The organism is Pseudomonas sp. AC169 (genome assembly GCF_979258515.1).
Genome location: NZ_OZ409866.1, coordinates 3,532,815 through 3,556,061, shown reverse-complemented (window position 1 = coordinate 3,556,061; position 23,247 = coordinate 3,532,815). Strand labels below are relative to the sequence as shown.

Annotated in this window: 22 protein-coding genes and 2 tRNA genes; 3 read left to right on the top strand and 21 right to left on the bottom strand. The window is 57.5% G+C overall.

What is annotated here, in order from left to right:
- Positions 1–6 precede the first annotated feature (6 nt).
- From rimP to rlmE, 9 genes are all read right to left on the bottom strand, one after another.
- A complete protein-coding gene (rimP, locus tag ACZZ0G_RS15950) occupies positions 7–465 on the bottom strand; it encodes a ribosome maturation factor RimP (protein WP_007915250.1) in 459 nt (152 codons plus the stop codon).
- Between the two features lie 139 nt (positions 466–604).
- Positions 605–681, bottom strand: a tRNA-Met gene (locus ACZZ0G_RS15945).
- A 97-nt stretch (positions 682–778) separates the two neighbouring features.
- A tRNA-Leu gene (locus ACZZ0G_RS15940) sits at positions 779–864 on the bottom strand.
- Between the two features lie 22 nt (positions 865–886).
- Positions 887–1,273 carry a preprotein translocase subunit SecG gene (gene secG, locus ACZZ0G_RS15935; protein WP_027610782.1) on the bottom strand — a complete coding sequence of 129 codons (387 nt, stop codon included), beginning with the start codon at positions 1,271–1,273 and terminating at the stop codon, positions 887–889.
- Positions 1,274–1,277: 4 nt separating this feature from the next.
- Complete coding sequence (gene tpiA / locus ACZZ0G_RS15930; protein WP_016986498.1) at positions 1,278–2,033, bottom strand: triose-phosphate isomerase; 756 nt, start codon at positions 2,031–2,033, stop codon at positions 1,278–1,280.
- Between the two features lie 65 nt (positions 2,034–2,098).
- Positions 2,099–3,436 carry a phosphoglucosamine mutase gene (glmM, locus tag ACZZ0G_RS15925; RefSeq protein ID WP_064119464.1) on the bottom strand — a complete coding sequence of 446 codons (1,338 nt, stop codon included), beginning with the start codon at positions 3,434–3,436 and terminating at the stop codon, positions 2,099–2,101.
- Between the two features lie 16 nt (positions 3,437–3,452).
- The gene (folP, locus tag ACZZ0G_RS15920) at positions 3,453–4,304 is read right to left on the bottom strand and encodes a dihydropteroate synthase (RefSeq protein ID WP_463397711.1); all 852 of its coding nucleotides are present in this window, start codon (positions 4,302–4,304) and stop codon (positions 3,453–3,455) included.
- An 8-nt stretch (positions 4,305–4,312) separates the two neighbouring features.
- Positions 4,313–6,220 (bottom strand): ATP-dependent zinc metalloprotease FtsH, encoded by a 1,908-nt coding sequence (gene ftsH / locus ACZZ0G_RS15915; protein ID WP_016986501.1) that lies wholly within the window; start codon positions 6,218–6,220, stop codon positions 4,313–4,315.
- A gap of 202 nt (positions 6,221–6,422) precedes the next feature.
- Positions 6,423–7,052 carry a 23S rRNA (uridine(2552)-2'-O)-methyltransferase RlmE gene (gene rlmE, locus ACZZ0G_RS15910; RefSeq protein ID WP_008088328.1) on the bottom strand — a complete coding sequence of 210 codons (630 nt, stop codon included), beginning with the start codon at positions 7,050–7,052 and terminating at the stop codon, positions 6,423–6,425.
- A 101-nt stretch (positions 7,053–7,153) separates the two neighbouring features.
- On the opposite strand from rlmE, the gene ACZZ0G_RS15905 reads away from it, so the two are divergent.
- Positions 7,154–7,462, top strand: coding sequence for a YhbY family RNA-binding protein (locus ACZZ0G_RS15905; protein WP_122595207.1), 309 nt, complete (start codon positions 7,154–7,156; stop codon positions 7,460–7,462).
- A 9-nt stretch (positions 7,463–7,471) separates the two neighbouring features.
- On the opposite strand, the gene ACZZ0G_RS15900 is transcribed toward ACZZ0G_RS15905, so the two are convergent.
- From ACZZ0G_RS15900 to grpE, 8 genes are all read right to left on the bottom strand, one after another.
- The gene (locus ACZZ0G_RS15900) at positions 7,472–7,876 is read right to left on the bottom strand and encodes an MFS transporter (RefSeq protein ID WP_150749592.1); all 405 of its coding nucleotides are present in this window, start codon (positions 7,874–7,876) and stop codon (positions 7,472–7,474) included.
- Between the two features lie 28 nt (positions 7,877–7,904).
- Positions 7,905–8,381 carry a transcription elongation factor GreA gene (gene greA, locus ACZZ0G_RS15895; protein WP_064119469.1) on the bottom strand — a complete coding sequence of 159 codons (477 nt, stop codon included), beginning with the start codon at positions 8,379–8,381 and terminating at the stop codon, positions 7,905–7,907.
- Entirely contained in the window at positions 8,378–11,599 is a 3,222-nt protein-coding gene (gene carB / locus ACZZ0G_RS15890; protein WP_126360072.1) for a carbamoyl-phosphate synthase large subunit, read from the bottom strand. The genes greA and carB overlap by 4 nt, the downstream gene beginning before the upstream one ends.
- A 126-nt stretch (positions 11,600–11,725) precedes the next feature.
- On the bottom strand, positions 11,726–12,862 hold the full coding sequence (gene carA / locus ACZZ0G_RS15885; protein WP_007953761.1) for a glutamine-hydrolyzing carbamoyl-phosphate synthase small subunit: 1,137 nt from the start codon (positions 12,860–12,862) through the stop codon (positions 11,726–11,728).
- Positions 12,863–13,119: 257 nt separating this feature from the next.
- Positions 13,120–13,926, bottom strand: coding sequence for a 4-hydroxy-tetrahydrodipicolinate reductase (gene dapB / locus ACZZ0G_RS15880; RefSeq protein ID WP_038357479.1), 807 nt, complete (start codon positions 13,924–13,926; stop codon positions 13,120–13,122).
- A 9-nt stretch (positions 13,927–13,935) separates the two neighbouring features.
- Positions 13,936–15,060 carry a molecular chaperone DnaJ gene (gene dnaJ, locus ACZZ0G_RS15875; RefSeq protein ID WP_463556768.1) on the bottom strand — a complete coding sequence of 375 codons (1,125 nt, stop codon included), beginning with the start codon at positions 15,058–15,060 and terminating at the stop codon, positions 13,936–13,938.
- A 297-nt stretch (positions 15,061–15,357) separates the two neighbouring features.
- Positions 15,358–17,274 carry a molecular chaperone DnaK gene (gene dnaK, locus ACZZ0G_RS15870; protein ID WP_007915221.1) on the bottom strand — a complete coding sequence of 639 codons (1,917 nt, stop codon included), beginning with the start codon at positions 17,272–17,274 and terminating at the stop codon, positions 15,358–15,360.
- Positions 17,275–17,376: 102 nt separating this feature from the next.
- Entirely contained in the window at positions 17,377–17,943 is a 567-nt protein-coding gene (gene grpE / locus ACZZ0G_RS15865; protein WP_007915219.1) for a nucleotide exchange factor GrpE, read from the bottom strand.
- A gap of 240 nt (positions 17,944–18,183) precedes the next feature.
- On the opposite strand from grpE, the gene recN reads away from it, so the two are divergent.
- Positions 18,184–19,857: a DNA repair protein RecN gene (recN, locus tag ACZZ0G_RS15860; RefSeq protein WP_095049706.1), complete on the top strand. Its 1,674-nt coding sequence runs from the start codon at positions 18,184–18,186 to the stop codon at positions 19,855–19,857.
- Between the two features lie 75 nt (positions 19,858–19,932).
- Here recN and fur read toward each other — a convergent pair whose 3' ends face one another.
- Entirely contained in the window at positions 19,933–20,337 is a 405-nt protein-coding gene (fur, locus tag ACZZ0G_RS15855) for a ferric iron uptake transcriptional regulator (RefSeq protein WP_064119476.1), read from the bottom strand.
- Between the two features lie 97 nt (positions 20,338–20,434).
- Between fur and ACZZ0G_RS15850 the strand changes: the two genes are divergently transcribed.
- Positions 20,435–20,962, top strand: coding sequence for an outer membrane protein assembly factor BamE (locus ACZZ0G_RS15850; RefSeq protein WP_007915215.1), 528 nt, complete (start codon positions 20,435–20,437; stop codon positions 20,960–20,962).
- Positions 20,963–21,022: 60 nt separating this feature from the next.
- Here ACZZ0G_RS15850 and ACZZ0G_RS15845 read toward each other — a convergent pair whose 3' ends face one another.
- The 3 genes from ACZZ0G_RS15845 to ACZZ0G_RS15835 are packed head-to-tail and all read right to left on the bottom strand — an operon-like array spanning position 21,023 to position 23,175.
- A complete protein-coding gene (locus ACZZ0G_RS15845; protein ID WP_463397717.1) occupies positions 21,023–21,337 on the bottom strand; it encodes an RnfH family protein in 315 nt (104 codons plus the stop codon).
- Positions 21,330–21,764: a type II toxin-antitoxin system RatA family toxin gene (locus ACZZ0G_RS15840; protein ID WP_016986510.1), complete on the bottom strand. Its 435-nt coding sequence runs from the start codon at positions 21,762–21,764 to the stop codon at positions 21,330–21,332. The genes ACZZ0G_RS15845 and ACZZ0G_RS15840 overlap by 8 nt, the downstream gene beginning before the upstream one ends.
- 7 nt (positions 21,765–21,771) lie before the next feature.
- Positions 21,772–23,175, bottom strand: a complete 1,404-nt coding sequence (locus ACZZ0G_RS15835) for a sodium-dependent transporter (RefSeq protein WP_463397718.1) — start codon at positions 23,173–23,175, stop codon at positions 21,772–21,774.
- Between the last annotated feature and the right edge of the window lie 72 nt (positions 23,176–23,247).

Genomic DNA, 23,247 nt, shown 5'->3' with positions numbered 1-23,247 from the left:
CGCGTCTCAGTCAAAACTGGGAATAATGTTGGCCTTGTCGATCATATCGATCGGCAACAGGAATTCATGGTCGTCTACCTGCACCACGACGTCCTGCTCTTCTACACCGCGCAGAAGGCCCTGAAAGTTGCGTCGCCCTTCAAAAGGCGAACGCAGCTTGATCTTCACTTGTTCACCGGCAAACTTTGCAAACTGCTCAAGAGTGAACAGTGGGCGCTCCATGCCAGGCGAGGAAACTTCAAGGGTGTATTCAACGGAGATTGGATCTTCAACATCCAGCACACCGCTGATCTGGCGGCTGACAATGGCGCAATCGTCCACCAGCACGCCGCCCTCTTTATCGATATAAACGCGCAACATCGAGTGACGACCCTGAGCCGAAAACTCGATACCCCAGCATTCATAGCCCAGGGCCACGACCACCGGGGCCAGCAAGGCCTGCAACTCTTCTAGCTTGCTCGACACCTGAACCCCCTAGTGCATGATATGTGCATGCTTTGCAAAATAAAAAAATGGGCATAACGCCCATCCTTGAAACGCCGTCGAACAGCGGCGTTGAAAGTGTCCAGCTAACAAAAAGCCCCTTAAAAGGGGCTCCTTAAACTGGTTGCGGGGGCCGGATTTGAACCGACGACCTTCGGGTTATGAGCCCGACGAGCTACCAGACTGCTCCACCCCGCGACAAAGCTGGGGCGGAAGTATACGACCGATCCCTTATAGGGTCAATGTAACCTTCCACCTGCAAGAAAGCCCGCAACAGCGGGCTCTCCTGACTAATTGGTACCGAGAAGGGGACTCGAACCCCTACACCCTATGGGCACAACCACCTCAAGGTTGCGTGTCTACCAATTCCACCACCTCGGCAAAACTACGTTTGAAACCCTTCTTACTTCTGCTCTTGAGCTGGAGGTACGTCAGTCGCTGGAGTAGCCGACTTTTGCTCTTGAAGCACCGGGACATCATCAGAAGCCGGTTGTTGTTGCTTAGGTACTTCCAACACTGCTGGATCTGGTAATCCTGCTTGAGTCAGCTGATGAGCCTTCTCTTTAGCAAAGTAACCTAACCCCAAGCTGGTTATGAAGAAACCGGCGGCAAGTATAGCAGTAAACTTACTAAGAAAGGTAGAGGAACCTTGGCTTCCGAACACAGTATTTGAAGCACCTGCTCCGAAAGACGCGCCAGCGTCCGCACCCTTACCCTGCTGCAGCAAAACCAGAGCAACTACGCCCAATGCACCCAGCAGATGAAAAACGACTACGACTGTTTCCAGCATTTTTTCAGTTTCCCGCGGCGCGACAAATCGCACCGAACTCATCTGCATTCAGGGAAGCTCCACCAATGAGCCCCCCATCGATATCCGGCATGCCGAACAGTTCGACCGCATTGGCCGCCTTCACGCTGCCGCCGTATAGAAGCCGCACACCTCGTGCGACTTCAGAATTCTCTGCCGCCAGCTGCTCGCGAATGGCTTTATGCACATCCTGAGCTTGCTGCGGCGTCGCAGTCAGTCCGGTACCAATAGCCCAGACCGGCTCGTAAGCTATGACTGCCTTGGCAAAAGCACCGACACCCAGCTCCTCGATGATACTGCCCAGCTGACGCCCGACAACCTCAAGAGTTTTTCCAGCTTCGCGCTGCTCAAGGGTTTCCCCTATACACAACACCGGAATCAAGCCACATGCTTGCGCAGCTGCAAACTTGCGATTCAGCATCCCGTCCCGCTCGCCCATTATCTGGCGGCGCTCGGAGTGCCCGACAAGCACCAGGGAACAGCCTGCATCCACCAACTGACTCGGTGCAATCTCACCGGTCAATGCACCTTGCATGGATTCCACCGCAGAATTCTGCGCACCGACCGAAATCGATTTACCTTTCAAGCCATCAATCACTTGATTGATATACAAGCAAGGCGGGAATACCGCGACATCAACACCGCTTGGCAAGGCCAGATGACGAAGGCCGTTGATCAGCTCAGCGACGCTGGCGCGGGTACCGTGCATCTTCCAGTTACCAGCTACCATAGGGCGACGCATGCTGTACCTCGTCGGTCAAAGTGGGCGCAGATGTTACCCAACACAATCATGGCTTGCAAGCCGTATCAGGCAGAAACTTCAGTTACCAGTTTTGCCAGCTCTTCGGCATAGTTGCGAACCTGGGTTTCGTCCTCGCCTTCGACCATTACGCGCACCAGAGGCTCTGTCCCGGACTTGCGCAAAAGCACGCGACCGCGCCCTGCCATTGCCTGGGTTACACGCGCACTGGCTTCCTTGACAGCCGGGTGTTCCAGCGGACTTTCGCCACCACCGAAACGCACATTGATCAGTACCTGAGGGCACTTGCGCAATGCCTGACGCGTTTGCGCCAAACCTTCATTACGAGTCTTCAGCGCCATCAGCACCTGCAGCGCAGCAATGATCGCATCACCGGTCGTGGTGTGATTGAAGCAAACGATATGCCCCGAATTCTCGCCACCGACCAGCCAATTGCGCTCAAGCAACTCAGCGATCACGTAGCGGTCGCCGACATTGGCACGAATGAACGGGATCGACAGATCCGCCAGCGCGAGTTCCAGCCCCAGATTACTCATCAGAGTGCCGACGACGCCGCCCTGCAATTTGCCACGCTCATGCAGATCACGGGCGATGATGAACAACAACTCATCACCATCGACAATGGCGCCCGTGTGATCGACCATCAAAACCCGATCACCATCACCGTCGAAGGCGATACCCAGATCGGCGTGTTCAGCCAGCACCGCTGCCTGCAACTGCCCCATATGGGTCGAGCCACAATTTTCGTTGATGTTCAGACCATTTGGCTGCGCCGACAGCACAACCACTTCTGCACCCAACTCACGAAAAACGCTCGGAGCAACCTTGTAGGTCGCACCATGCGCACAGTCGATAACGATCTTGAGCCCAGAGAAACTGGTGCCCGTTGGCACGCTGCTTTTGCAGAATTCGATGTATCGGCCCGACGCATCGTTGATTCGCGACACTTTGCCGATCTTGCTCGACTCGACCACGGTCATCGGGGTATCGAGCAACTCTTCGATCATCAACTCCAGCTCATCGGGCAGCTTGGTGCCTTTACCAGAGAAAAACTTGATGCCGTTGTCGTCATGCGGGTTATGCGAAGCACTGATCACGATACCGGCTTCAGCCTGGAACGTGCGCGACAGATAGGCGATCGCCGGCGTCGGCATAGGACCGAGCAGCATCACATCGGCACCCGCCGATGTCAGACCGGCCTCCAGAGCAGACTCGAACATGTAACCGGAAATCCGCGTGTCCTTGCCGACCAGCACCTTGCAGGCGCCCATCTTGCGAAAGGCCATGCCAGCAGCCCAGCCGAGCTTGAGCATGAAGTCAGGAGTAATCGGGTATTCACCGACGCGACCACGAATGCCGTCAGTACCAAAATATTTCTTGCTCATAAGTGCTCCATCATTCTTATTCGGCTGATTCCACTGCCGCGATCATCCGCACCACGTCTACTGTTTCTGCAACATCATGGACGCGCAATATACGCGCACCTTTCACCGATGCCAGCGCCGCCAGCGCCAATCCGCCATGCAGCCGCTCCCCAACAGGACGATTCAAGGCATGCCCGATCATGCTCTTTCGAGAAACACCAACAAGCAGAGGCCGACCTAACGCATGCAGGGCCTCCATGTGCTTGAACAAGCTTAGATTGTGCTGCAGGGTTTTGGCGAAACCGAAGCCCGGATCAAGGATGATGCGCTCAGCGGGAATACCTGCTGATGCACACACCGACATCCGCTCCGCGAGAAATTCACCAACCTCGCGAGTGACATCCTGATATTGCGGATTGTCCTGCATATCGCCTGGCTCACCGAGCATATGCATCAGACATACTGGCAAGCCTGTCGCCGCCGCTGCATCCAGCGCACCATCGCGCTGTAGCGATCGCACATCATTGATCAACCCGGCACCCAATCGCGCGGTTTCGCGCATCACCGCAGGCGTAGAAGTGTCCACCGAGATGATCACATCAAGTTCGCGATTGATCAGCTCGACGATCGGCGCGACGCGCTCAAGCTCCTCCAGCGGAGAAACTGCGCGCGCGCCGGGCCGGGTCGACTCGCCACCAACATCAATCAGTGTTGCACCGGCCGCCACCATGGCTTCGGCGTGGCGCAGGGCCGCGTCGAGCTGGCTGTATCGGCCGCCGTCGGAGAAAGAATCAGGGGTTACATTGAGAATACCCATGACATGCGTCTGGGCCAAATCAAGAACCCGGTTGCCGCAAGGCAACCGGGTCAGGGACTGTACAGAAGTCATTTCAAACCTTAAACGTCAGCAGCCGGACCGCCGATCGGTGTTTCCGGACGCTCGTCCCGCACCACTGGAGGTGGCGGTGTACCTGTGCCACCTGACCAGTCACGGGGCTCGCGAGGCGTACGACCGGCCATGATGTCGTCGATCTGTTCAGCATCGATCGTTTCGTACTTCATCAAGGCATCAGCCATGGCATCAAGCTTGTCACGGTTGTCCGTAAGGATCTGCTTTGCCGTGCCGTAGCACTGGTCAATGATGCTGCGCACTTCGGAGTCGATCAGCTTGGCCGTCTCGCCAGAGAAGCTGGCAGCCTGACCGCCACCGCCGCGACCGAGGAACACTTCACCCTCTTCTTCGGCGTACATCAACGGGCCGAGCTTTTCCGACAGACCCCACTTGGTCACCATGTTCCGCGCAATCTGACTGGCACGCATGATGTCGTTGGAAGCACCGGTGGTGACACCATCGAAGCCCAGTGTCATTTCTTCAGCTATACGGCCGCCATACAGCGAGCAGATCTGGCTGATCAAGGCACGTTTGGACAGGCTGTAGCGATCCTCTTCCGGCAGGAACATCGTCACACCCAGCGCACGACCGCGCGGAATGATCGATACCTTGTAAACCGGATCATGCTCAGGCACGACGCGACCAACGATAGCGTGACCCGCTTCGTGATATGCAGTGTTCTGTTTCTCTTTCTCGGACATGACCATGGATTTGCGCTCGGCACCCATCATGATCTTGTCTTTGGCCAGCTCGAATTCTTTCATTTCAACGATGCGCTTGCCGCTGCGCGCAGCGAACAGAGAAGCCTCGTTGACCAGGTTGGCCAGGTCAGCGCCCGAGAAGCCCGGAGTACCACGTGCAATCACCGCCGGAGCGACGTCGTCACCCATTGGCACTTTACGCATGTGGACCTTGAGAATCTGCTCACGACCACGGATATCCGGCAAACCAACCACAACCTGACGGTCGAAACGGCCCGGACGAAGCAGCGCAGGGTCGAGTACGTCTGGACGGTTGGTTGCAGCGATAACAATGATGCCGTCGTTCATTTCGAAGCCATCCATCTCAACCAGCAACTGGTTGAGAGTCTGCTCGCGCTCGTCGTGACCGCCACCCATGCCAGCGCCACGATGGCGACCAACGGCATCGATTTCGTCGATAAAGATGATGCAAGGCGCGTGCTTCTTCGCCTGCTCGAACATGTCGCGAACACGGCTGGCACCAACGCCGACAAACATCTCGACGAAGTCAGAACCGGAAATAGTGAAGAAAGGTACCTTGGCTTCGCCAGCAATCGCCTTGGCCAGCAAGGTTTTACCGGTACCCGGTGGACCAACCATCAGCACGCCGCGAGGAATGCGGCCGCCCAGACGCTGGAACTTGCCCGGATCACGCAGGAACTCTACCAACTCACCGACTTCTTCCTTGGCTTCGTCGCAACCGGCAACGTCAGCCAATGTGGTTTTCACCTGATCTTCGGAAAGCAGGCGCGCCTTGCTCTTGCCGAAGCTCATCGGTCCGCCCTTGCCGCCGGCACCGCCCTGCATCTGGCGCATGAAGAACATGAACACCGCGATGATCACCAGGATCGGGAAGCTGGCTACCAGCAACTGGGTCCAGATGCTCTGCTGTTCAGGCTGCTTGCCTTCAACCACAACGTGGTTGTCGACCAGATCGCCAATCAGGCCATTGTCCTGAATTGCCGGACGAATGGTCTTGAAGCTGTCGCCATCATTGCGTTTGCCGGTGATTACATAGCCATCAACGGCTACGCGCTCGACCTTGCCATCCTTGACCTGCTGGATGAAGTCGGAATAGTTGAGGGTCTGCGGCTCGTTAGGGCTGGAGAAGTTGTTCATCACCGTCACCAGGACAGCTGCGATGATCAACCACAGGATCAGATTCTTTGCCATATCGTTCAATTAACTACCCTCTGAAGCAAGCTCCGCTACTGGCGCGCGCTTCGCATGATATTCACCGGCCTAACTTACTACATTACCTACAACTCTGGCAGGCGCCGTCTGTAACCCTTTGTGAAACACTTTCTACACAATATTCGTTAATGCTAGCCGGGCGAAATACTAAAAACCTATCACCCCGCACAAAAACCTCGTTTTACTCACTACGCCCGCGATAACCCCAAGCCAGCATGTACTGCTCGCGAGAGCTGCCACGAGAGGAGTCCGGCTTGATCATCTGGATCTTGTCGAACTTCTTGCGGGCATCCTTCAGGTAGACATCAAAGCCTTCGCCCTGAAAAATCTTGATCACGAAATTGCCACCCGGCTTGAGGATCCGCTCTGCCAGATCAAGTGCCAGCTCGCAAAGGAACATGGCTTTGGGCATATCCACTTCAGGCGTACCACTCATATTGGGGGCCATATCGGAAATCACAAGGTCTACCTGCGAATTACCGACGGCTTCCAGGATCTGCGCGAGCACTGCGTCCTCGGTGAAGTCACCTTGAATAAAGGTCACATCAGGGATGCTGTCCATTTCCAGAATGTCCGAAGCGATCAAACGCCCCTGACCGCCAATCAGACGACTGGTGACCTGCGACCAGCCACCGGGCGCTGCACCCAGGTCGACAACGCTCATGCCAGGGCGGATCAGCTTGTATTTCTCCTGAACCTCCAGAAGCTTGTAACTCGCACGCGAGCGGTAACCATCCTTTTGCGCTTGTTTCACATAAGGATCATTGACATGTCTTTTCAGCCAACCAAGGCTTGTCTTGGAACGCGCCATTGGGCACCTCGATGATTAGGGTCGTGATTAATTGGGCGGATCCACGAGCCCTCGGGTAAAATGGCCGCCATTTTATAGAATCCAGACGAAAGGGTCAGATTATGCCGCTCACTCCAGAGCAGAAGAAACAGTACAAATCCATTGGCCACCACCTGAAACCGGTTTTGACGGTGGCTGACAACGGTTTGACTGAAGGTGTCTTAGCCGAACTTGAACGCGCTTTGGCGGATCACGAGCTGATCAAGATCAAGCTCAACATCCTTGATCGCGAGTCGCGCCTGGCGCACATCGCAGAACTGTGCAAGGTTGGCAAAGCGGATCTGGTGCAGGTCATCGGCAAGATGGCACTGGTTTACCGTCGGAACTTCAGCGCCAACAAGCAGCTGTCGAACATTCATCGCTTCAAGTGATGAAAAGGGTCAAGGGTGTGCTTCGCGCACCCTGCCACTCCATCCCGGTACAGGTTGCATCACCAGCACCAGCCCGGAAAATCCCAGAACCAGATAACTGAACACCTGCCAGCGCTGCGCATCCGGCCAGCCGACACGCACTGCGACATACATCGCACACGCATACAACGCCATCAGCAGCACCTGCCCGCGAAAATCCCGCCATAGACTGGCGAGGCCTTCGGCCTGTACCAGCACCAAAGCCTGAAAAATAACGCATGCGGCGGCAAACCCCACCACCAGCACTTCAAATGCACTGGCCACTTCATCGATCAGCAGTGGCGCCAGGCCAATCTTGCCCAGCGCCGGCTGCAAACCGAGATGTATCAGCCATAGACCGCCGACCCAAAGCATCTGGGTCAGCTGCCAAAGCATGGCGCCCGCATGCAGCGGGCGCCCTTTTTCAGATGTGACGGACTTCGACAATCTCGTACTCGATAACGCCGCTCGGCGTTTTCACGGCGACCACATCGCCCTCTTCCTTGCCAATCAAGGCACGGGCCAAAGGCGAGCCGACCGAAATCTTGCCGAGTTTGAAGTCAGCCTCATCCTCACCCACGATGTGGTAAGTGACGCTTTCATCGGTTTCGACGTTAGCGATTTCGACGGTGGTACCGAAAATCACTTTGCCGGTGTGCGGAATCGACGTGACGTCGATGATGACCTGATTCTGAATCCGGCCTTCGATATCGCGAATCCGCGCTTCGACCATGCCCTGCTGTTCGCGGGCGGCATGGTATTCAGCGTTTTCCTTCAAGTCACCCAACTCGCGGGCCGTACCGATGTCCTGGCTGAGCTTCGGACGAACGACCTTGGTCAGGTGAGCGTGTTCTTCTTCCAGGGCTTTAGCGCCCTGGACGGTCATTGGGTATTTGATCATGCCTTCAATCCTGCGTGTAGATCCTGCAAGCGGCGCACGGTCTTTTCCGGACCGAACTTCAGCGCTTCACAGATAGCTTCGCCAGCAGCAATGGTGGTGGTGCAGTAAATCTTGTGCTGCAAGGCATTACGACGAATGGAGTACGAATCGGCGATCGACTGACGGCCTTCGGTGGTGTTGATGATCAGCGTGACTTCGTCATTCTTGATCATGTCGACCACGTGCGGACGACCCTCGGTCACCTTGTTCACACGGCGAACTTTCAGGCCTGCCGCTTCGATCAGCTTGGCAGTACCGGCAGTGGCAACCACTTCGAAGCCCAAGTTGATCAGATCACGGGCCACGCCTGCAACCAGAGGCTTGTCATCGTCACGCACGCTGATGAACGCAGTACCGCCGGTCGGCAGCACTTCGCTGGCGCCCATCTGGGCTTTGGCGAATGCTTCACCGAAGGTGTCACCCACGCCCATCACTTCACCGGTCGACTTCATCTCTGGGCCGAGGATCGGGTCAACGCCAGGGAATTTGGCGAATGGGAATACCGCCTCTTTCACGCTGTAGAAGTTCGGGATGATTTCTTTGGTGAAGCCGATTTCCTTGAGGGTCTTACCAGCCATCACGCGGGCAGCGATCATGGCCAGGGAGACACCGATGCACTTCGACACGAACGGTACGGTACGCGACGCGCGCGGGTTGACTTCGATGACGTAGATGTCTTCGCCTTGCAGCGCCAACTGCACGTTCATCAGGCCGACAACGCCCAGCTCCAGGGCCATTTTCTTGACCTGTTCGCGCATTTCGTCCTGGATGTGCGCCGGCAGCGAGTACGGCGGCAGCGAGCACGCGGAGTCACCGGAGTGAACCCCCGCCTGTTCGATGTGCTGCATGATCGCGCCAATCACCACGTCTTTGCCGTCGCAGACCGCATCCACGTCCATCTCGATGGCGCAGTTGAGGAAGTGGTCGAGCAGCACCGGGCTGTCATTGGACACTTGCACCGCGTCACGCAGGTAACGCTTGAGTTCGTCTTCTTTGTAAACGATTTCCATCGCACGGCCGCCCAGTACATAGGACGGACGCACCACCAGCGGATAACCGATTTTCGCGGCAGCACGAACCGCTTCGTCTTCGCTGCGCACGGTGGCGTTAGGCGGCTGACGCAGGTTCAGACGCTCAACCATTTGCTGGAAACGCTCACGGTCTTCAGCGCGGTCGATTGCGTCAGGGCTGGTGCCGATGATTGGCACGCCAGCGGCTTCCAGAGCACGGGCCAGTTTCAGCGGGGTCTGGCCGCCGTACTGGACGATCACGCCTTTTGGCTTCTCGACGCGGCAGATTTCCAACACGTCTTCCAGGGTTACCGGCTCGAAGTACAGACGGTCGGAAGTGTCGTAGTCAGTGGAAACAGTTTCCGGGTTGCAGTTGACCATGATGGTTTCGTAGCCGTCTTCGCGCAGTGCGAGGGCGGCGTGAACGCAGCAGTAGTCGAACTCGATGCCCTGGCCGATACGGTTCGGACCGCCACCCAGAATCATGATCTTGTCGCGACCCGACGGCGCGGCTTCGCACTCTTCCTCGTAGGTCGAGTAGAGGTAAGCGGTGTCGGTGGCGAACTCGGCGGCGCAGGTATCAACGCGCTTGTAGACCGGGAACACTTCCAGCTTCTGACGGTGCGTACGCAGGTTCTTCTCGGTCACGCCCAGCAGCTTGGCCAGACGCTGATCGGAGAAGCCTTTGCGCTTGAGCTTGAACATCAGGTCGCGGTCGATGGAGGACAGACCGAGGGTCTTGACCTTCTCTTCTTCCTTGATCAGATCTTCGATCTGCACCAGGAACCACGGATCGATCATGTTCATGCCGAAGATGTCTTCGACCGACAGGCCAGCGCGGAAAGCGTCCGCCACGTACCAGATGCGCTCGGCGCCCGGCACGGTCAGTTCACGCTTGAGCACGCTCATGCTTTCCGGGTTACTCAGGTCGAGCTTCTCGTCCAGACCGCAAACGCCCACTTCCAGACCGCGCAGGGCTTTCTGCAGGGATTCCTGGAACGTACGGCCGATGGCCATGACTTCACCGACCGACTTCATTTGAGTGGTCAGACGCGCGTCAGCCTTGGCGAATTTCTCGAAGGCGAAGCGTGGAAGCTTGGTGACTACGTAGTCGATCGATGGCTCGAAGGACGCCGGGGTCTTGCCGCCGGTGATGTCGTTCGACAGTTCGTCGAGGGTGTAACCCACAGCCAGTTTGGCCGCGACTTTGGCGATCGGGAAACCGGTGGCTTTCGAAGCCAGCGCAGAGGAACGCGATACACGCGGGTTCATTTCGATCACGACCATGCGCCCAGTGTTCGGGCAGATACCGAATTGAACGTTGGAACCGCCCGTCTCGACGCCGATCTCGCGCAGTACCGCCAGCGAGGCGTTACGCAGGATCTGATATTCCTTATCGGTCAGGGTTTGTGCTGGAGCCACGGTGATCGAGTCACCGGTGTGCACGCCCATCGGGTCGAAGTTTTCGATCGAGCAGACGATGATGCAGTTGTCCTTTTTGTCGCGGACAACTTCCATTTCATATTCTTTCCAGCCGATCAGCGATTCGTCGATCAGCAGCTCTTTGGTCGGCGACAGGTCCAGACCACGGGCGCAAATTTCTTCGAACTCTTCACGGTTGTACGCGATACCGCCACCGGTGCCGCCCATGGTGAAGGACGGACGGATGATGCACGGGAAGCCCAGGGTTTCGAGAACCGCGTTGGCCTCTTCCATGCTGTGGGCGATACCGGAACGTGGGCACGCCAGGCCGATGGACTTCATCGCCTTGTCGAAGCGCGAACGGTCTTCAGCCTTGTCGATGGTGTCGGCGTTGGCGCCGATCATTTCTACGCCGAACTTCTCCAGAACGCCTTCGCGTTCCAGGTCCAGGGCGCAGTTCAGAGCGGTCTGGCCGCCCATGGTTGGCAGCACCGCGTCCGGACGTTCTTTCTCGATGATCTTGGCAACGGTCTGCCACTTGATCGGCTCGATGTAGGTCGCGTCGGCCATGTCCGGGTCGGTCATGATGGTGGCCGGGTTGGAGTTCACCAGGATGACGCGGTAACCCTCTTCGCGCAGGGCTTTACAGGCCTGGGCGCCGGAGTAGTCGAATTCGCAGGCCTGGCCGATAACGATCGGGCCAGCGCCGAGAATCAGGATGCTTTTAATGTCTGTACGTTTTGGCATGGGTTTGTCACTCAAATCCGCAGGTCAGTCGGCAAGCCGTCTTGATCGATTTCTGAAGTCTCGAAGGGGCCGCCGGTGCCGGGGCCGCCCTCGAGGGGCTTCTCTCTACAGTCTCAAGGCGAACGCTTAGCGTCGCTTGGCCATCTCGTTGATGAAGCGGTCGAACAGTGGCGCGACGTCGTTCGGGCCCGGGCTCGCTTCAGGGTGACCCTGGAAGCTGAACGCGCTCTTGTCGGTGCGCTCGATGCCTTGCAGGGTGCCGTCGAACAGCGATTTGTGGATCGCACGCACGTTGGCTGGCAGGGTTTCTTCGTCTACCGCAAAACCGTGGTTCTGGCTGGTGATCATCACAACGCCAGTGTCCAGATCCTGCACCGGGTGGTTGGCACCGTGGTGGCCATGGCCCATTTTCAGGGTCTTGGCGCCGGATGCCAGGGCCAGCAGTTGGTGACCGAGGCAGATGCCGAATACCGGAATTTCGGTTTCCAGCACTTCCTTGATCGCCTTGATCGCGTAGTCGCATGGCTCCGGATCACCAGGGCCGTTGGACAGGAATACGCCGTCCGGCTTCAGTGCCAGTACATCAGCGGCCGGGGTTTGAGCCGGCACCACGGTGACGCGGCAGCCGCGCTCGACCAGCATGCGCAGGATGTTGACCTTGACGCCGTAGTCGTAGGCAACCACGTGGTAAGGCAGCTCGGAAGCTTCGATGGTCGCGTGGCTGTCGGTCTTCAGATCCCAGACAGTCGAGCGCCATTCGTATTGGGTCTTGGTGCTGACGACTTTCGCCAGATCCATGCCCTTCAGGCCCGGGAAGCCTTGCGCAGCAGCGATTGCGGCTTCCTCGGAGATGTTGTCGCCGGCCATGATGCAGCCGTTCTGTGCGCCTTTTTCACGCAGGATGCGGGTCAGGCGACGGGTGTCGATACCGGCGATTGCCACAACGTTGTTGGCTTTCAGGTAGTCGGAAAGGGACATCGTGTTACGCCAGTTGCTCGCTACCAGCGGCAGGTCACGGATGACCAGGCCAGCGGACCAGACGCGGTCGGACTCGGCATCTTCCGGCGTGGTGCCGGTGTTGCCGATGTGCGGGTAAGTCAGGGTAACGATCTGTTGGGCGTAGGAAGGATCGGTAAGGATTTCCTGATAGCCGGTCATTGCGGTGTTGAACACCACCTCACCAACGGTTTGACCGTCGGCACCAATGGCTTCGCCGCGAAAAATGCTGCCATCAGCAAGGGCAAGTATGGCTGGCTTAGTCAAGAAGACCTCCCGTAAATAACGCATGAAAGGGCGATCGCAGGTTGTAAAAAAGCGGAGTGACGTATGGACACGTCACCCCGCTTCTTCACTGAATTATTCTGCGCGCTTTTAGTGGACACACTAAAGCTGTAGCTTACAGAAAAAGGCTTTTTTGGTCCACCGCTAAAGAGCCTAAAAGGCCGGAGAATGCGACAGGACGTCGCCAAGCGGAGAAAAACCGGCGCAAACAGGGCGTTTGCGCCGGGTTCAGCAGTGAATCAACGCAGGTCGAGCACGTCTTGCATGTCGTACAGACCCGGCTCGCGACCGTCCAGCCACAACGCCGCACGTACCGCGCCCTTGGCGAACGTCATGCGGCTCGACGCCTTGTGCGTGATCTCCAGACGCTCACCTTCGCAGGCAAACAGTACGGTGTGATCACCCACCACATCACCGCCGCGCACGGTTGCAAAACCAATGGTTTCACGCTCACGGGCGCCAGTGTGACCCTCGCGACCGTAGACCGCGACTTTCTGCAAATCACGATCCAGCGCACTGGCGATCACTTCACCCATGCGCAACGCCGTACCCGACGGCGCATCGATCTTATGACGGTGATGCGCTTCGATGATTTCGATATCTGCATCATCACCCAGCACGCGCGCCGCCATATCGAGCAATTTCAGTGACAGATTGACGCCGACACTGAAGTTGGCCGCGAAGACGATAGGAATATCCTTGCCCGCCTCGACCAGCAACTGCTTCTGCGCGGCGTCCAGCCCAGTAGTGCCGATGACCATGGCCTTGCCTGCCTTGCGGCAGAACGCCAGATTCTTCAGCATCACTTCGGGCAGGGTGAAGTCGATCAATACATCGAACTCTTCAGCCACGGCTTCGATATGCCCGGACAACGGCACGCCGATGCGACCCAGCGAGGCCAGCTCACCGGCATCGACGCCGATCAGCGTGCTGCCAGGACGAACCACGGCCGCAGTCAAACCAGTCAGCGGCGCGCGCTGCTGCACGGCCTCGACCAGAATCTTGCCCATGCGCCCAGCAGCGCCCATCACAGCTATACGTCGCATGCCGACTCCTTACAGATCGCCGAAGAAGCGCTTCACACCGTCGAACCAACCGGTGGTTTTTGGCGAATGGCTGTTGTCGTCCGCCAGCAAGCTGCGGAATTCTTCCAGCAGTTCGCGCTGACGACGGTTCAGATTGACCGGAGTCTCGACTGCCACACGACACATCAAGTCACCCGCACCGCCGCCACGCACCGGCGCCACGCCTTTACCGCGAACACGGAACTGCTTGCCGGTCTGAGTGCCTTCGGGGATTTTCAGTTTGACGCGACCGTCGAGGGTCGGAATTTCCAGCTCGCCGCCCAGCGCTGCGTCGACGAAGCTGATCGGCACTTCGCAGAACAGATGCTTACCGTCACGCTGAAAGATGTCGTGCTCGCGGACATTGATGACCACATACAGGTCGCCAGTCGGGCCGCCCTGCGTACCCGCCTCGCCTTCGCCGGACAGACGAATGCGGTCGCCGGTATCGACGCCGGCCGGCACTTTGACCGACAGGGTTTTGTACTCTTCAACGCGGCCGTCACCGTGGCAGGAGTCGCACGGATCGGAAATGATCTTGCCTTGGCCATGGCAACGCGGGCAGGTCTGCTGCACCGAGAAGAAGCCCTGCTGCATGCGCACCTGACCGATGCCGCCACAGGTCGGGCACGTCGATGGCGACGAGCCTTTCTTGGCACCCGAACCGTCGCACGGCTTGCAGTTGACCAGTGTCGGAACGCGGATATTCACCGACGTGCCGCGCACCGCCTCTTCCAGATTCAGCTCAAGGGTGTAGCGCAAGTCGCTGCCACGCTGAGCGCCGCCACGGGAACCGCCGCGACCGCCGCCGAAGAAATCACTGAAGACATCACCGAAGATGTCCGAGAAGTTCTGACCACCGAAACCGGCGCCACCGCCGCCCATGCTCGGGTCGACGCCGGCATGACCGTACTGGTCGTACGCCGCGCGCTTGCTGGAATCGGACAGCACTTCGTAGGCCTCGTTGGCCTCTTTGAACATTTCTTCCGACGCTTTGTCATCGGGATTACGGTCCGGGTGGTGCTTCATCGCCAGACGACGGTAAGCCTTCTTCAGGTCCGCATCGCTTGAGCCGCGCTCAACACCCAACACTTCGTAATAGTCACGCTTTGCCATAAGTCTTCTGCACTCTTGAGGACGTTCGGCAAACCCCTCCTGAGGATGGCCAAACTCGTTGAGCCCCAATACAGGCCCGGACCCAACTCACGTCAATTCAACGATCCTGGTCTTTGTTTCTTGCGGTACTTTCAGCGCGAAAAGCAGGAGCATTCCCGGCCATACCGCCAACACGCGAGGCTTGTCGCATGCTGTATAAATTCGCGTATTCCAGATACGCCAACGCGGGAGCTAGCTCCCGCGCGGCGACATCCTACCAGTCACTGCCTGAAGGCAGTCAACCGGCCGACCAACAACTTACTTGTGGTCTTTGACTTCTTCGAACTCTGCATCGACAACGTCGTCAGCCTTCTCAGCCGATTCGCCTTGCGGGGCTGCGCCATCAGCTGGCTGAGCCTGTTCGGCGTACATCTTCTGAGCAACCGGAGCGGAGACTTTCGACAGCTCTTCAACCTTCGCTTCGATAGCAGCCTTGTCGTCGCCTTTGACAGCGGCTTCCAGAGCAACCACAGCGGCTTCGATCGCAGTCTTCTCTTCGGCGGTGACTTTGTCGCCCGCGTCGGCAATCATCTTGCGAGTCGAGTGAACCAGTGCGTCGCCCTGGTTACGGGCAGCAGCCAGTTCTTCGAACTTGCGATCTTCCTCAGCGTTGGCTTCGGCGTCACGCACCATGCGCTCGATTTCTTCGTCGGACAGACCGGAGTTGGCCTTGATCACGATCGACTGAGTCTTGCCGGTGGCCTTGTCTTTCGCGCCAACGTGCAGAATGCCGTTAGCGTCGATGTCGAAGGTCACTTCGATCTGCGGCACACCACGTGGAGCTGGTGGAATGTCGGCCAGGTCGAACTTGCCCAGGGACTTGTTCTGAGTGGCTTGCTTACGCTCGCCCTGCAGCACGTGAATGGTCACAGCGCCCTGGTTGTCGTCAGCAGTCGAGAACACTTGCGATTTCTTGGTAGGAATCGTGGTGTTTTTCTCGATCAGCGCGGTCATCACGCCACCCATGGTTTCGATACCCAGGGTCAGCGGGCTGACGTCGAGCAGCAGAACGTCTTTCACGTCACCGGCCAGAACAGCGCCCTGAATCGCGGCACCCATGGCAACAGCTTCGTCCGGGTTAACGTCTTTGCGAGCTTCTTTACCGAAGAAATCAGTAACCAGCTTCTGCACCAGCGGCATACGGGTCTGACCACCGACCAGAATCACGTCGTTAATCGCGCCAACGTCCAGACCTGCGTCTTTCATGGCGATGCGGCAAGGCTCGATGGTGCGCTGAACCAGGTCTTCAACCAGTGCTTCGAGCTTGGCACGCGAGATCTTCACGTTCAGGTGCTTAGGACCGGTTGCATCTGCAGTGATGTACGGCAGGTTGACGTCGGTCGACTGAGCGGACGACAGTTCGATCTTGGCTTTCTCAGCGGCTTCTTTCAGGCGCTGCATGGCCAGCGGATCACCTTTAAGGTTCATGCCGCTTTCTTTCTTGAATTCGTCAACGAGGTAGTCGATCAGACGAATATCGAAGTCTTCACCGCCGAGGAACGTGTCACCGTTGGTGGCCAGTACTTCGAATTGGTGCTCACCATCGACTTCAGCGATCTCGATCACGGAAACGTCGAAAGTACCGCCACCCAGGTCATAAACGATCACGGTGTGATCGCCCTTGGCCTTGTCCATACCGTAAGCCAGAGCGGCTGCGGTTGGTTCGTTGATGATACGTTTTACGTCCAGACCGGCGATGCGACCGGCGTCTTTGGTCGCTTGACGCTGGCTGTCGTTGAAGTAGGCCGGAACGGTGATCACCGCTTCAGTCACAGTCTCGCCGAGGTAGTCTTCGGCGGTCTTCTTCATCTTTTTCAGAATTTCAGCCGAGATTTGTGGCGGTGCCATTTTCTGGCCGTTCACTTCTACCCAAGCGTCGTTGTTGTCAGCCTTGACGATCTTGTAAGGGACCATCTGGATGTCTTTCTGCACAACTTCTTCGTCGAAACGACGACCGATCAGACGCTTAACCGCGTACAGAGTGTTGTGCGGGTTGGTCACTGCCTGACGCTTGGCCGACTGACCTACCAGGATTTCGCCATCGTTGGCGTAAGCGATGATCGACGGCGTGGTACGCGCGCCTTCAGCGTTTTCGATAACTTTTGCTTTGCCGTTTTCCAGCACGGAGACGCAGGAGTTGGTGGTCCCCAGGTCGATACCGATAATTTTGCCCATATTAACTCTCCCGAAACTTTGGATTTTTTTGCCGCAGCAGTGGTGGCTAACTGCGGTAATACTTAAACGCTTGACTTCTAAATGGGGGCCTTGCGGCTAATTTCAAGCCTTCTCGTCAATCGAAGGCGAAATCGGCGCAGGCGCCTTGCTGACCACAACCATGGCCGGACGCAACAGGCGACCGTTGAGCTGGTAGCCCTTCTGGAACACCTTCAGAACGCTGTTCGGTTCTACGTCGGCGCTCTCCTGCATGGCCATCGCCTGATGCTGAACGGCATTGAACGGTTCGCCATGCGGGTCGATCGCTTCCAGCTGATAACGCTTGAGGGTGTCGTGGAACATTTTCAGCGTCAGCTCGATGCCTTCACGCATCGGACGGATGCTTTCGTCGTCCGGGTTCGACAGCTCAAGGCCGCGCTCCAGACTGTCGACGATCGGCAGCAAGTCGCCAGCGAATTTTTCCAGGGCAAACTTGTGCGCCTTCTCGACGTCCTGTTCGGCACGGCGACGGACGTTCTGCAGATCGGCAGCAACACGCAGAGATTGATCCTGCGCGGCGGCCAATTGCTCTTCGAGCACTTGTACACGGGTCGCCAGGTCATCACCCGAACCTTCGGGCGCCTGATTGGCTTCTGGGTTTTGCGTATCTACTGTCTGTTCGTCAGCCATAGAATTCTCCTTTCAATTTCGTCCGCGAGCCTGACTCGCGCTTCTGCCCCGATATATGGGGCCGCAAAATCAGGCTTCAAGGGCCTTCAAGCATTAACCCTACAAAAAAGTGCCGCATTGTCATTCCTCGATGCGCTAAGCAGATTTGCCGTTCAAGCAAATCGAGCTAAGGGAGGGCATTGTCAGCCTGAAACAAAACACTGTATAAATAACCAGACCTAAAGCCTGGGAGCGGCCTTTATGCTGGTGCACCTGTCCGTACATAACTACGCCATCGTTGAACATCTCGATCTCGAACTCGATCGCGGGATGAGCGTGATCACAGGGGAAACCGGCGCCGGCAAGTCGATCATGCTCGATGCGCTGGGCCTGACCCTTGGCGATCGTGCCGACAGCGGTGTGGTTCGTCCCGGCGCCGACAAAGCCGATATCCTCGCGACCTTCGATCTGGCCGACATCCCCGAAGCGAGCACATGGTTGGCCGAGCGCGATCTGGAGACTGACGGCCCGTGCATCTTGCGGCGGGTGATCACGTCGGAGGGTCGCTCGCGCGGTTACATCAATGGCACCCCTTGCCCACTCGGTGACCTCAAGTCGCTGGGCGAGTTGTTGATCGATATCCACAGCCAGCACGAACACCAATCCCTGCTGAAGACCGATACCCATCGTCGCCTGTTGGACGAGTACGCCGGCGCTACCGACCTGGCCCGCCAGGTTCAGCTCGCCGCCCAGCGCTGGCGCCAGACTCGCCAGGAACTCGAGCGCCTCTCCAATTCCGGCGACGAACAACGTGCGCGCCATCAATTGCTCAGCTATCAACTAGAAGAGCTGGAAAACCTCGGCCTCGGTGACAACGAACTGGAGCAACTGGAGCAGGAACACAAAAACCTGACCAACGCCGAGACGCTGCTGGGCATTTGCCGGCAAGTGGTCGAGCAATGCAGCGAGAGCGATTCCGGCAATGTTTTGAATGCGCTGACCGCCAGCCTCAATCGCCTATCGAGCGTGAATAACTCCGTCGGCGCTCTGGGCGAAGCCAGCAGCCTGCTGACCAGCGCACAGATTCAGGTTGAAGAGGCCGTTGGCGAACTCAACCGCTTCCTCGACAACTTCGATGCCGATCCGGCACGCCTGCAATATCTGGAAGAACGCCTCGACGCGATCTACACCCTGGCGCGCAAGCACCGGATCCAGCCGACCGAAGTGGGTGAGATGCAGCAGAAGTTGCTGGATGAAATCGAAACCCTCAACGCCAACGACGAATCCATCGAACGCCTCGGTGAAGAACTGGCCTCCTATGCCCGCCACTATCAAGAGAAGGCGCGAGAACTGAGCGATTTGCGTCATCAGGCTGCCGGCAGTCTCGCCAGTGCGGTTGAACAGGAAATTCAGCGTCTGGGCATGCCTGGTGGTCGATTCACCATCGAATTGAAGGCAAACAGCAGTGACGAGCTATTGCCCAACGGGTTGGAACAGGTTGAATTGCTGGTCAGCGCCAACCCGGGCCAGCCGCTGAAGGCACTGGCGAAAGTCGCTTCCGGTGGTGAGCTGTCAAGGATAAGCCTGGCGATTCAGGTGATCACCGCGCAGACATCCCGCGTTCCGACCCTGGTATTCGACGAAGTGGACGTCGGCATTGGTGGCCCGACCGCTGAAATTGTCGGCCAACTGTTGCGCCGTCTCGGGGATCGCGGCCAAGTGCTAACTGTCACGCACTTGCCGCAGGTGGCAGCGCAGGGCCATCAACATCTGTTCGTGCATAAGGTGCGCGGTGAAGAGGCGACTCATACTGCCGTCTCCAAACTGAGCAAGAACGACCGCATAGAAGAAGTGGCGCGGATGCTCGGCGGCATTGATCTGACCAAAGAGTCCCTGGCTCACGCGAAAAAAATGGTCGTCACCGCCAAGGTTTGACGAAAACAGAAAGCACGAAGGCGACCCTTGGGTCGCCTTCGTTCGTTTCGCGAATGTGAAATTCGCGCGACATGCTTACTTTTTCTTGCGGACGTACAGCACCAGGTTGTGATCAACCAACTCGACACCGTGCTCCTCGGCAATTGCCTTCTGGAGCTTTTCGATTTCAATGCTGACGAATTCGACGACTTCACCGGTTTCCACGTTGACCATATGGTCGTGGTGGCCACCGTCAGCCAATTCGAACACCGCGTGGCCACCGTCGAAGTTGTGACGGACCACGAGGCCAGCCGCTTCGAACTGGGTCAGTACACGGTAAACCGTGGCCAGACCGACGTCCTCGCCAGCTTCCATCAACGCCTTGTAGACGTCCTCGGCACTCATGTGACGCTGCTCGGTAGAGTCGAGCATTTGCAGGATCTTGACCCGTGGCAGGGTCACTTTAAGGCCGGCTTTGCGTAGTTCGCTATTTTCAACCATGGTCAGCTTTCTCGCGATGCTGCTTCGCAGCTTCTCTTAATGCGGGTATGATCGGCGTTTACGTTGTCCCAGCCAAGATAGTGGAAGTCGCCCACCGATGCAAAACACCAAGCTCTTGCTAACCAGTTTCACCTTTGTGGGACTGCTCGCACTCGCCGGTTGTTCATTCCCCGGGGTTTACAAAATCGACATCCAGCAGGGCAATGTCGTCACGCAGGACATGATAGACCAGTTACGCCCGGGAATGACCCGGCCGCAAGTACGGTTTATCATGGGCAACCCTCTGCTTGTCGACACGTTCCATGCCGATCGCTGGGATTATCTGTACAGCCTGCAACCGGGTGGCGGTGAACGCCAACAGGAACGCATCAGCGTTATTTTCAACTCAAACGACCAGCTTGTCAGCCTGTCCGGTGACTTTATGCCGGGCGTAAGCCGTGACGAAGCCATTCTCGGCAAGGACAGTGGCACTACGGTGACCGCTCCTGCTGAAAACGCCGAGAAGCCAACACCGGAAAAACCGGTCAAGCCAGGTTCCTTGCTGGATCAGATCCAGAAGGACGTCGATGGTGTAGAAACCGTTCCGGTTCCGACACCAGAGCCGCTGGACACTTCGCCGCAATAATTTGCGACGCAATAAAAAACCCGGAAATTCCGGGTTTTTTATTATCTGCGATTTGGCTCTTTACGCGTTTCGGGCCTTGGCTTCGGCAGCTTTGGCCGCACGCAAGCGTCGAACCTCTTTTGGATCGGCGAGCAATGGGCGGTAAATCTCGATGCGCTCCCCCGCCTGAATTACTCGTGAATCCGCGTCGGCGACCACTTTGCCAAAGATACCCAGCGGAGACTCCGCCAGATTCAGCTCAGGGAATTCGCTACCGATGCCTGACGCCAGAACCGCAGCGCGAACCGTCGCGCCCTGTTTTACGCTGACAGTGCGCAATACCTGACGATCCACGGCCGCGTATACCACCTCTATCTGAATCACCGGCTCAACCATGCATCTGCTTGGCGCGCTGGCAGAATGCGTCCACCAGCGTATTGGCGGCCTGATTGAACAGCGGCCCCAACGTCGCGCGCACCAGCGGCCCGGCATAGTCGAACGACAAATCCAGACTGATCTTGCAGGCCTTCTCGTTCAACACCTTGAACACCCAGACGCCGTGCAACTGATTGAACGGCCCCTCTTCCAGGTTCATCTCGATCGACTGCCCCGGCACCAGCGTATTACGCGTCACGAAATGCTGACTGAGCCCGCCCTTGGCTACGCCAACACTGGCGCGCATATGTTCCGGCGAACTTTCCAGCACTTCAGCGGACGAGCACCATGGCAGAAATTCCGGGTAACGCGCCACGTCGTTGACCAGGTCGTAGAGAAATTGCGCCGGGTACGGCAGCAATGCCGATCGTTGAATATGTGTCGTCATGTGAGCGTTACTTCCAGAGCTGAGCGGCAAACACTACAAGAATGCCGATGGGCGCCACGTAGCGCATCAAGAACAAAGACAGGCCGAACAGTAGCGGATTGCGGATCGACAACTCGTCGCGTACCGCTTCACGCCCCATCACCCATCCGGCAAACAGCACAAAACACAGGCCACCGAGCGGCAACATGATCCGCGAAGTGAAGAAATCGATCACGCCAAAAAAGTCCAGACCGCTCTGCGCACCCCATTGGTAGAGATGGAACATCCCGCCTTCGTTCACGAAAAATTTGGCTTCCTTCCAGATATTGAAAGAGAACACCGTGCCCAGACCGACGAACCAGCAAGTGAAAGCAAGCCAGAAAGTCACCCACGCGCGGCTGACTTTAGTGCGTTCAACCAGATAGGCAACCATCGGTTCCAGCAAGGAAATCGCCGAACTCCAGGCCGCGATCGCCACAAGAACAAAGAACACCACGCCCATCAACTGACCGAACGCCACGTTACCAAAGGCAAATGGCAGGCTGACGAACATCAGGCCAGGCCCTTCGCTAGGGTTCAGGCCTCCGGCAAACACAATCGGGAACAGGGCCAGGCCGGCGACCAACGACACAAAGGTATCGAGCAGTGCCACGCCGACAACCGTGCCGGACAACGACGAACTCTTCGGCATGTAAGCGCCGTAGATCATGATCGAGCCGACACCGACGCTCAGCGAGAAGAACGCGTGCCCCATCGCCGGCAACAGACCGTCGAGGACTTTTTCCGGGTGGAAGTCGAACATGAAATGCACGCCTTCCATGAAATGCCCGGTGGTCATGCTGTAACCCAGCAGCACCAGAATCATCACGAACAGCAGCGGCATCATGATGCGCAGGCTGCGTTCAAGCCCGGCGACCACGCCTTTGGCGATGACGAAGGCCGACAGCAGCATAAAAATCGTATGCCAAAGTGTCAGACGCCATGGATTGGAAATGACATTGCCGAAATACGCACCGACCTGATCGGCCGTCGCCCCCTGGAAGTCACCGCGGCCCATGTCGACGATGTAGTCCAGCGACCAACCGCCGACCACACTATAGAAAGACAGGATCAACAATGCCGTGATCATTCCGGCAAACGCTCCCCACGACCACTTGCCAGAGTGCCCGGCTTCCAGCGCCAGCACCTTCAAGGCGTTCGCCGGGCTTTGCCGAGCGCGCCGGCCGATCAGGGTTTCAGCGAGCATGACCGGGATGCCGATCAACGCGATGCACGCCAGAAACATCAGCACAAAGGCGCCGCCGCCGTAGACCCCGACCATGTAGGGGAACTTCCAGATACTACCCAGTCCCACGGCCGAACCGGTCGCGGCGAGTATGAAAACCCAGCGGCTAGCCCAACTGCCGTGGACAGAAACCTTGTCTGTCGACATCGTTTATCACGCCCAAGCGTTAGAAAAAGAGGCCGCATTGTCCGGGATTCACTCAACCTGCTCAAGCACGCA

What these genes read in the sequence shown, in the direction of transcription:
- secG (WP_027610782.1), bottom strand. Translation starts at nt 1,273, where the DNA reads ATGCTGGAAACAGTCGTAGTCGTTTTTCATCTGCTGGGTGCATTGGGC.
- tpiA (WP_016986498.1), bottom strand. Translation starts at nt 2,033, where the DNA reads ATGCGTCGCCCTATGGTAGCTGGTAACTGGAAGATGCACGGTACCCGC.
- glmM (WP_064119464.1), bottom strand. Translation starts at nt 3,436, where the DNA reads ATGAGCAAGAAATATTTTGGTACTGACGGCATTCGTGGTCGCGTCGGT.
- folP (WP_463397711.1), bottom strand. Translation starts at nt 4,304, where the DNA reads ATGACTTCTGTACAGTCCCTGACCCGGTTGCCTTGCGGCAACCGGGTT.
- ftsH (WP_016986501.1), bottom strand. Translation starts at nt 6,220, where the DNA reads ATGGCAAAGAATCTGATCCTGTGGTTGATCATCGCAGCTGTCCTGGTG.
- rlmE (WP_008088328.1), bottom strand. Translation starts at nt 7,052, where the DNA reads ATGGCGCGTTCCAAGACAAGCCTTGGTTGGCTGAAAAGACATGTCAAT.
- ACZZ0G_RS15905 (WP_122595207.1), top strand. Translation starts at nt 7,154, where the DNA reads ATGCCGCTCACTCCAGAGCAGAAGAAACAGTACAAATCCATTGGCCAC.
- ACZZ0G_RS15900 (WP_150749592.1), bottom strand. Translation starts at nt 7,876, where the DNA reads ATGCTTTGGCAGCTGACCCAGATGCTTTGGGTCGGCGGTCTATGGCTG.
- greA (WP_064119469.1), bottom strand. Translation starts at nt 8,381, where the DNA reads ATGATCAAATACCCAATGACCGTCCAGGGCGCTAAAGCCCTGGAAGAA.
- carB (WP_126360072.1), bottom strand. Translation starts at nt 11,599, where the DNA reads ATGCCAAAACGTACAGACATTAAAAGCATCCTGATTCTCGGCGCTGGC.
- dapB (WP_038357479.1), bottom strand. Translation starts at nt 13,926, where the DNA reads ATGCGACGTATAGCTGTGATGGGCGCTGCTGGGCGCATGGGCAAGATT.
- dnaJ (WP_463556768.1), bottom strand. Translation starts at nt 15,060, where the DNA reads ATGGCAAAGCGTGACTATTACGAAGTGTTGGGTGTTGAGCGCGGCTCA.
- dnaK (WP_007915221.1), bottom strand. Translation starts at nt 17,274, where the DNA reads ATGGGCAAAATTATCGGTATCGACCTGGGGACCACCAACTCCTGCGTC.
- grpE (WP_007915219.1), bottom strand. Translation starts at nt 17,943, where the DNA reads ATGGCTGACGAACAGACAGTAGATACGCAAAACCCAGAAGCCAATCAG.
- recN (WP_095049706.1), top strand. Translation starts at nt 18,184, where the DNA reads ATGCTGGTGCACCTGTCCGTACATAACTACGCCATCGTTGAACATCTC.
- fur (WP_064119476.1), bottom strand. Translation starts at nt 20,337, where the DNA reads ATGGTTGAAAATAGCGAACTACGCAAAGCCGGCCTTAAAGTGACCCTG.
- ACZZ0G_RS15850 (WP_007915215.1), top strand. Translation starts at nt 20,435, where the DNA reads ATGCAAAACACCAAGCTCTTGCTAACCAGTTTCACCTTTGTGGGACTG.
- ACZZ0G_RS15845 (WP_463397717.1), bottom strand. Translation starts at nt 21,337, where the DNA reads ATGGTTGAGCCGGTGATTCAGATAGAGGTGGTATACGCGGCCGTGGAT.
- ACZZ0G_RS15840 (WP_016986510.1), bottom strand. Translation starts at nt 21,764, where the DNA reads ATGACGACACATATTCAACGATCGGCATTGCTGCCGTACCCGGCGCAA.
- ACZZ0G_RS15835 (WP_463397718.1), bottom strand. Translation starts at nt 23,175, where the DNA reads ATGTCGACAGACAAGGTTTCTGTCCACGGCAGTTGGGCTAGCCGCTGG.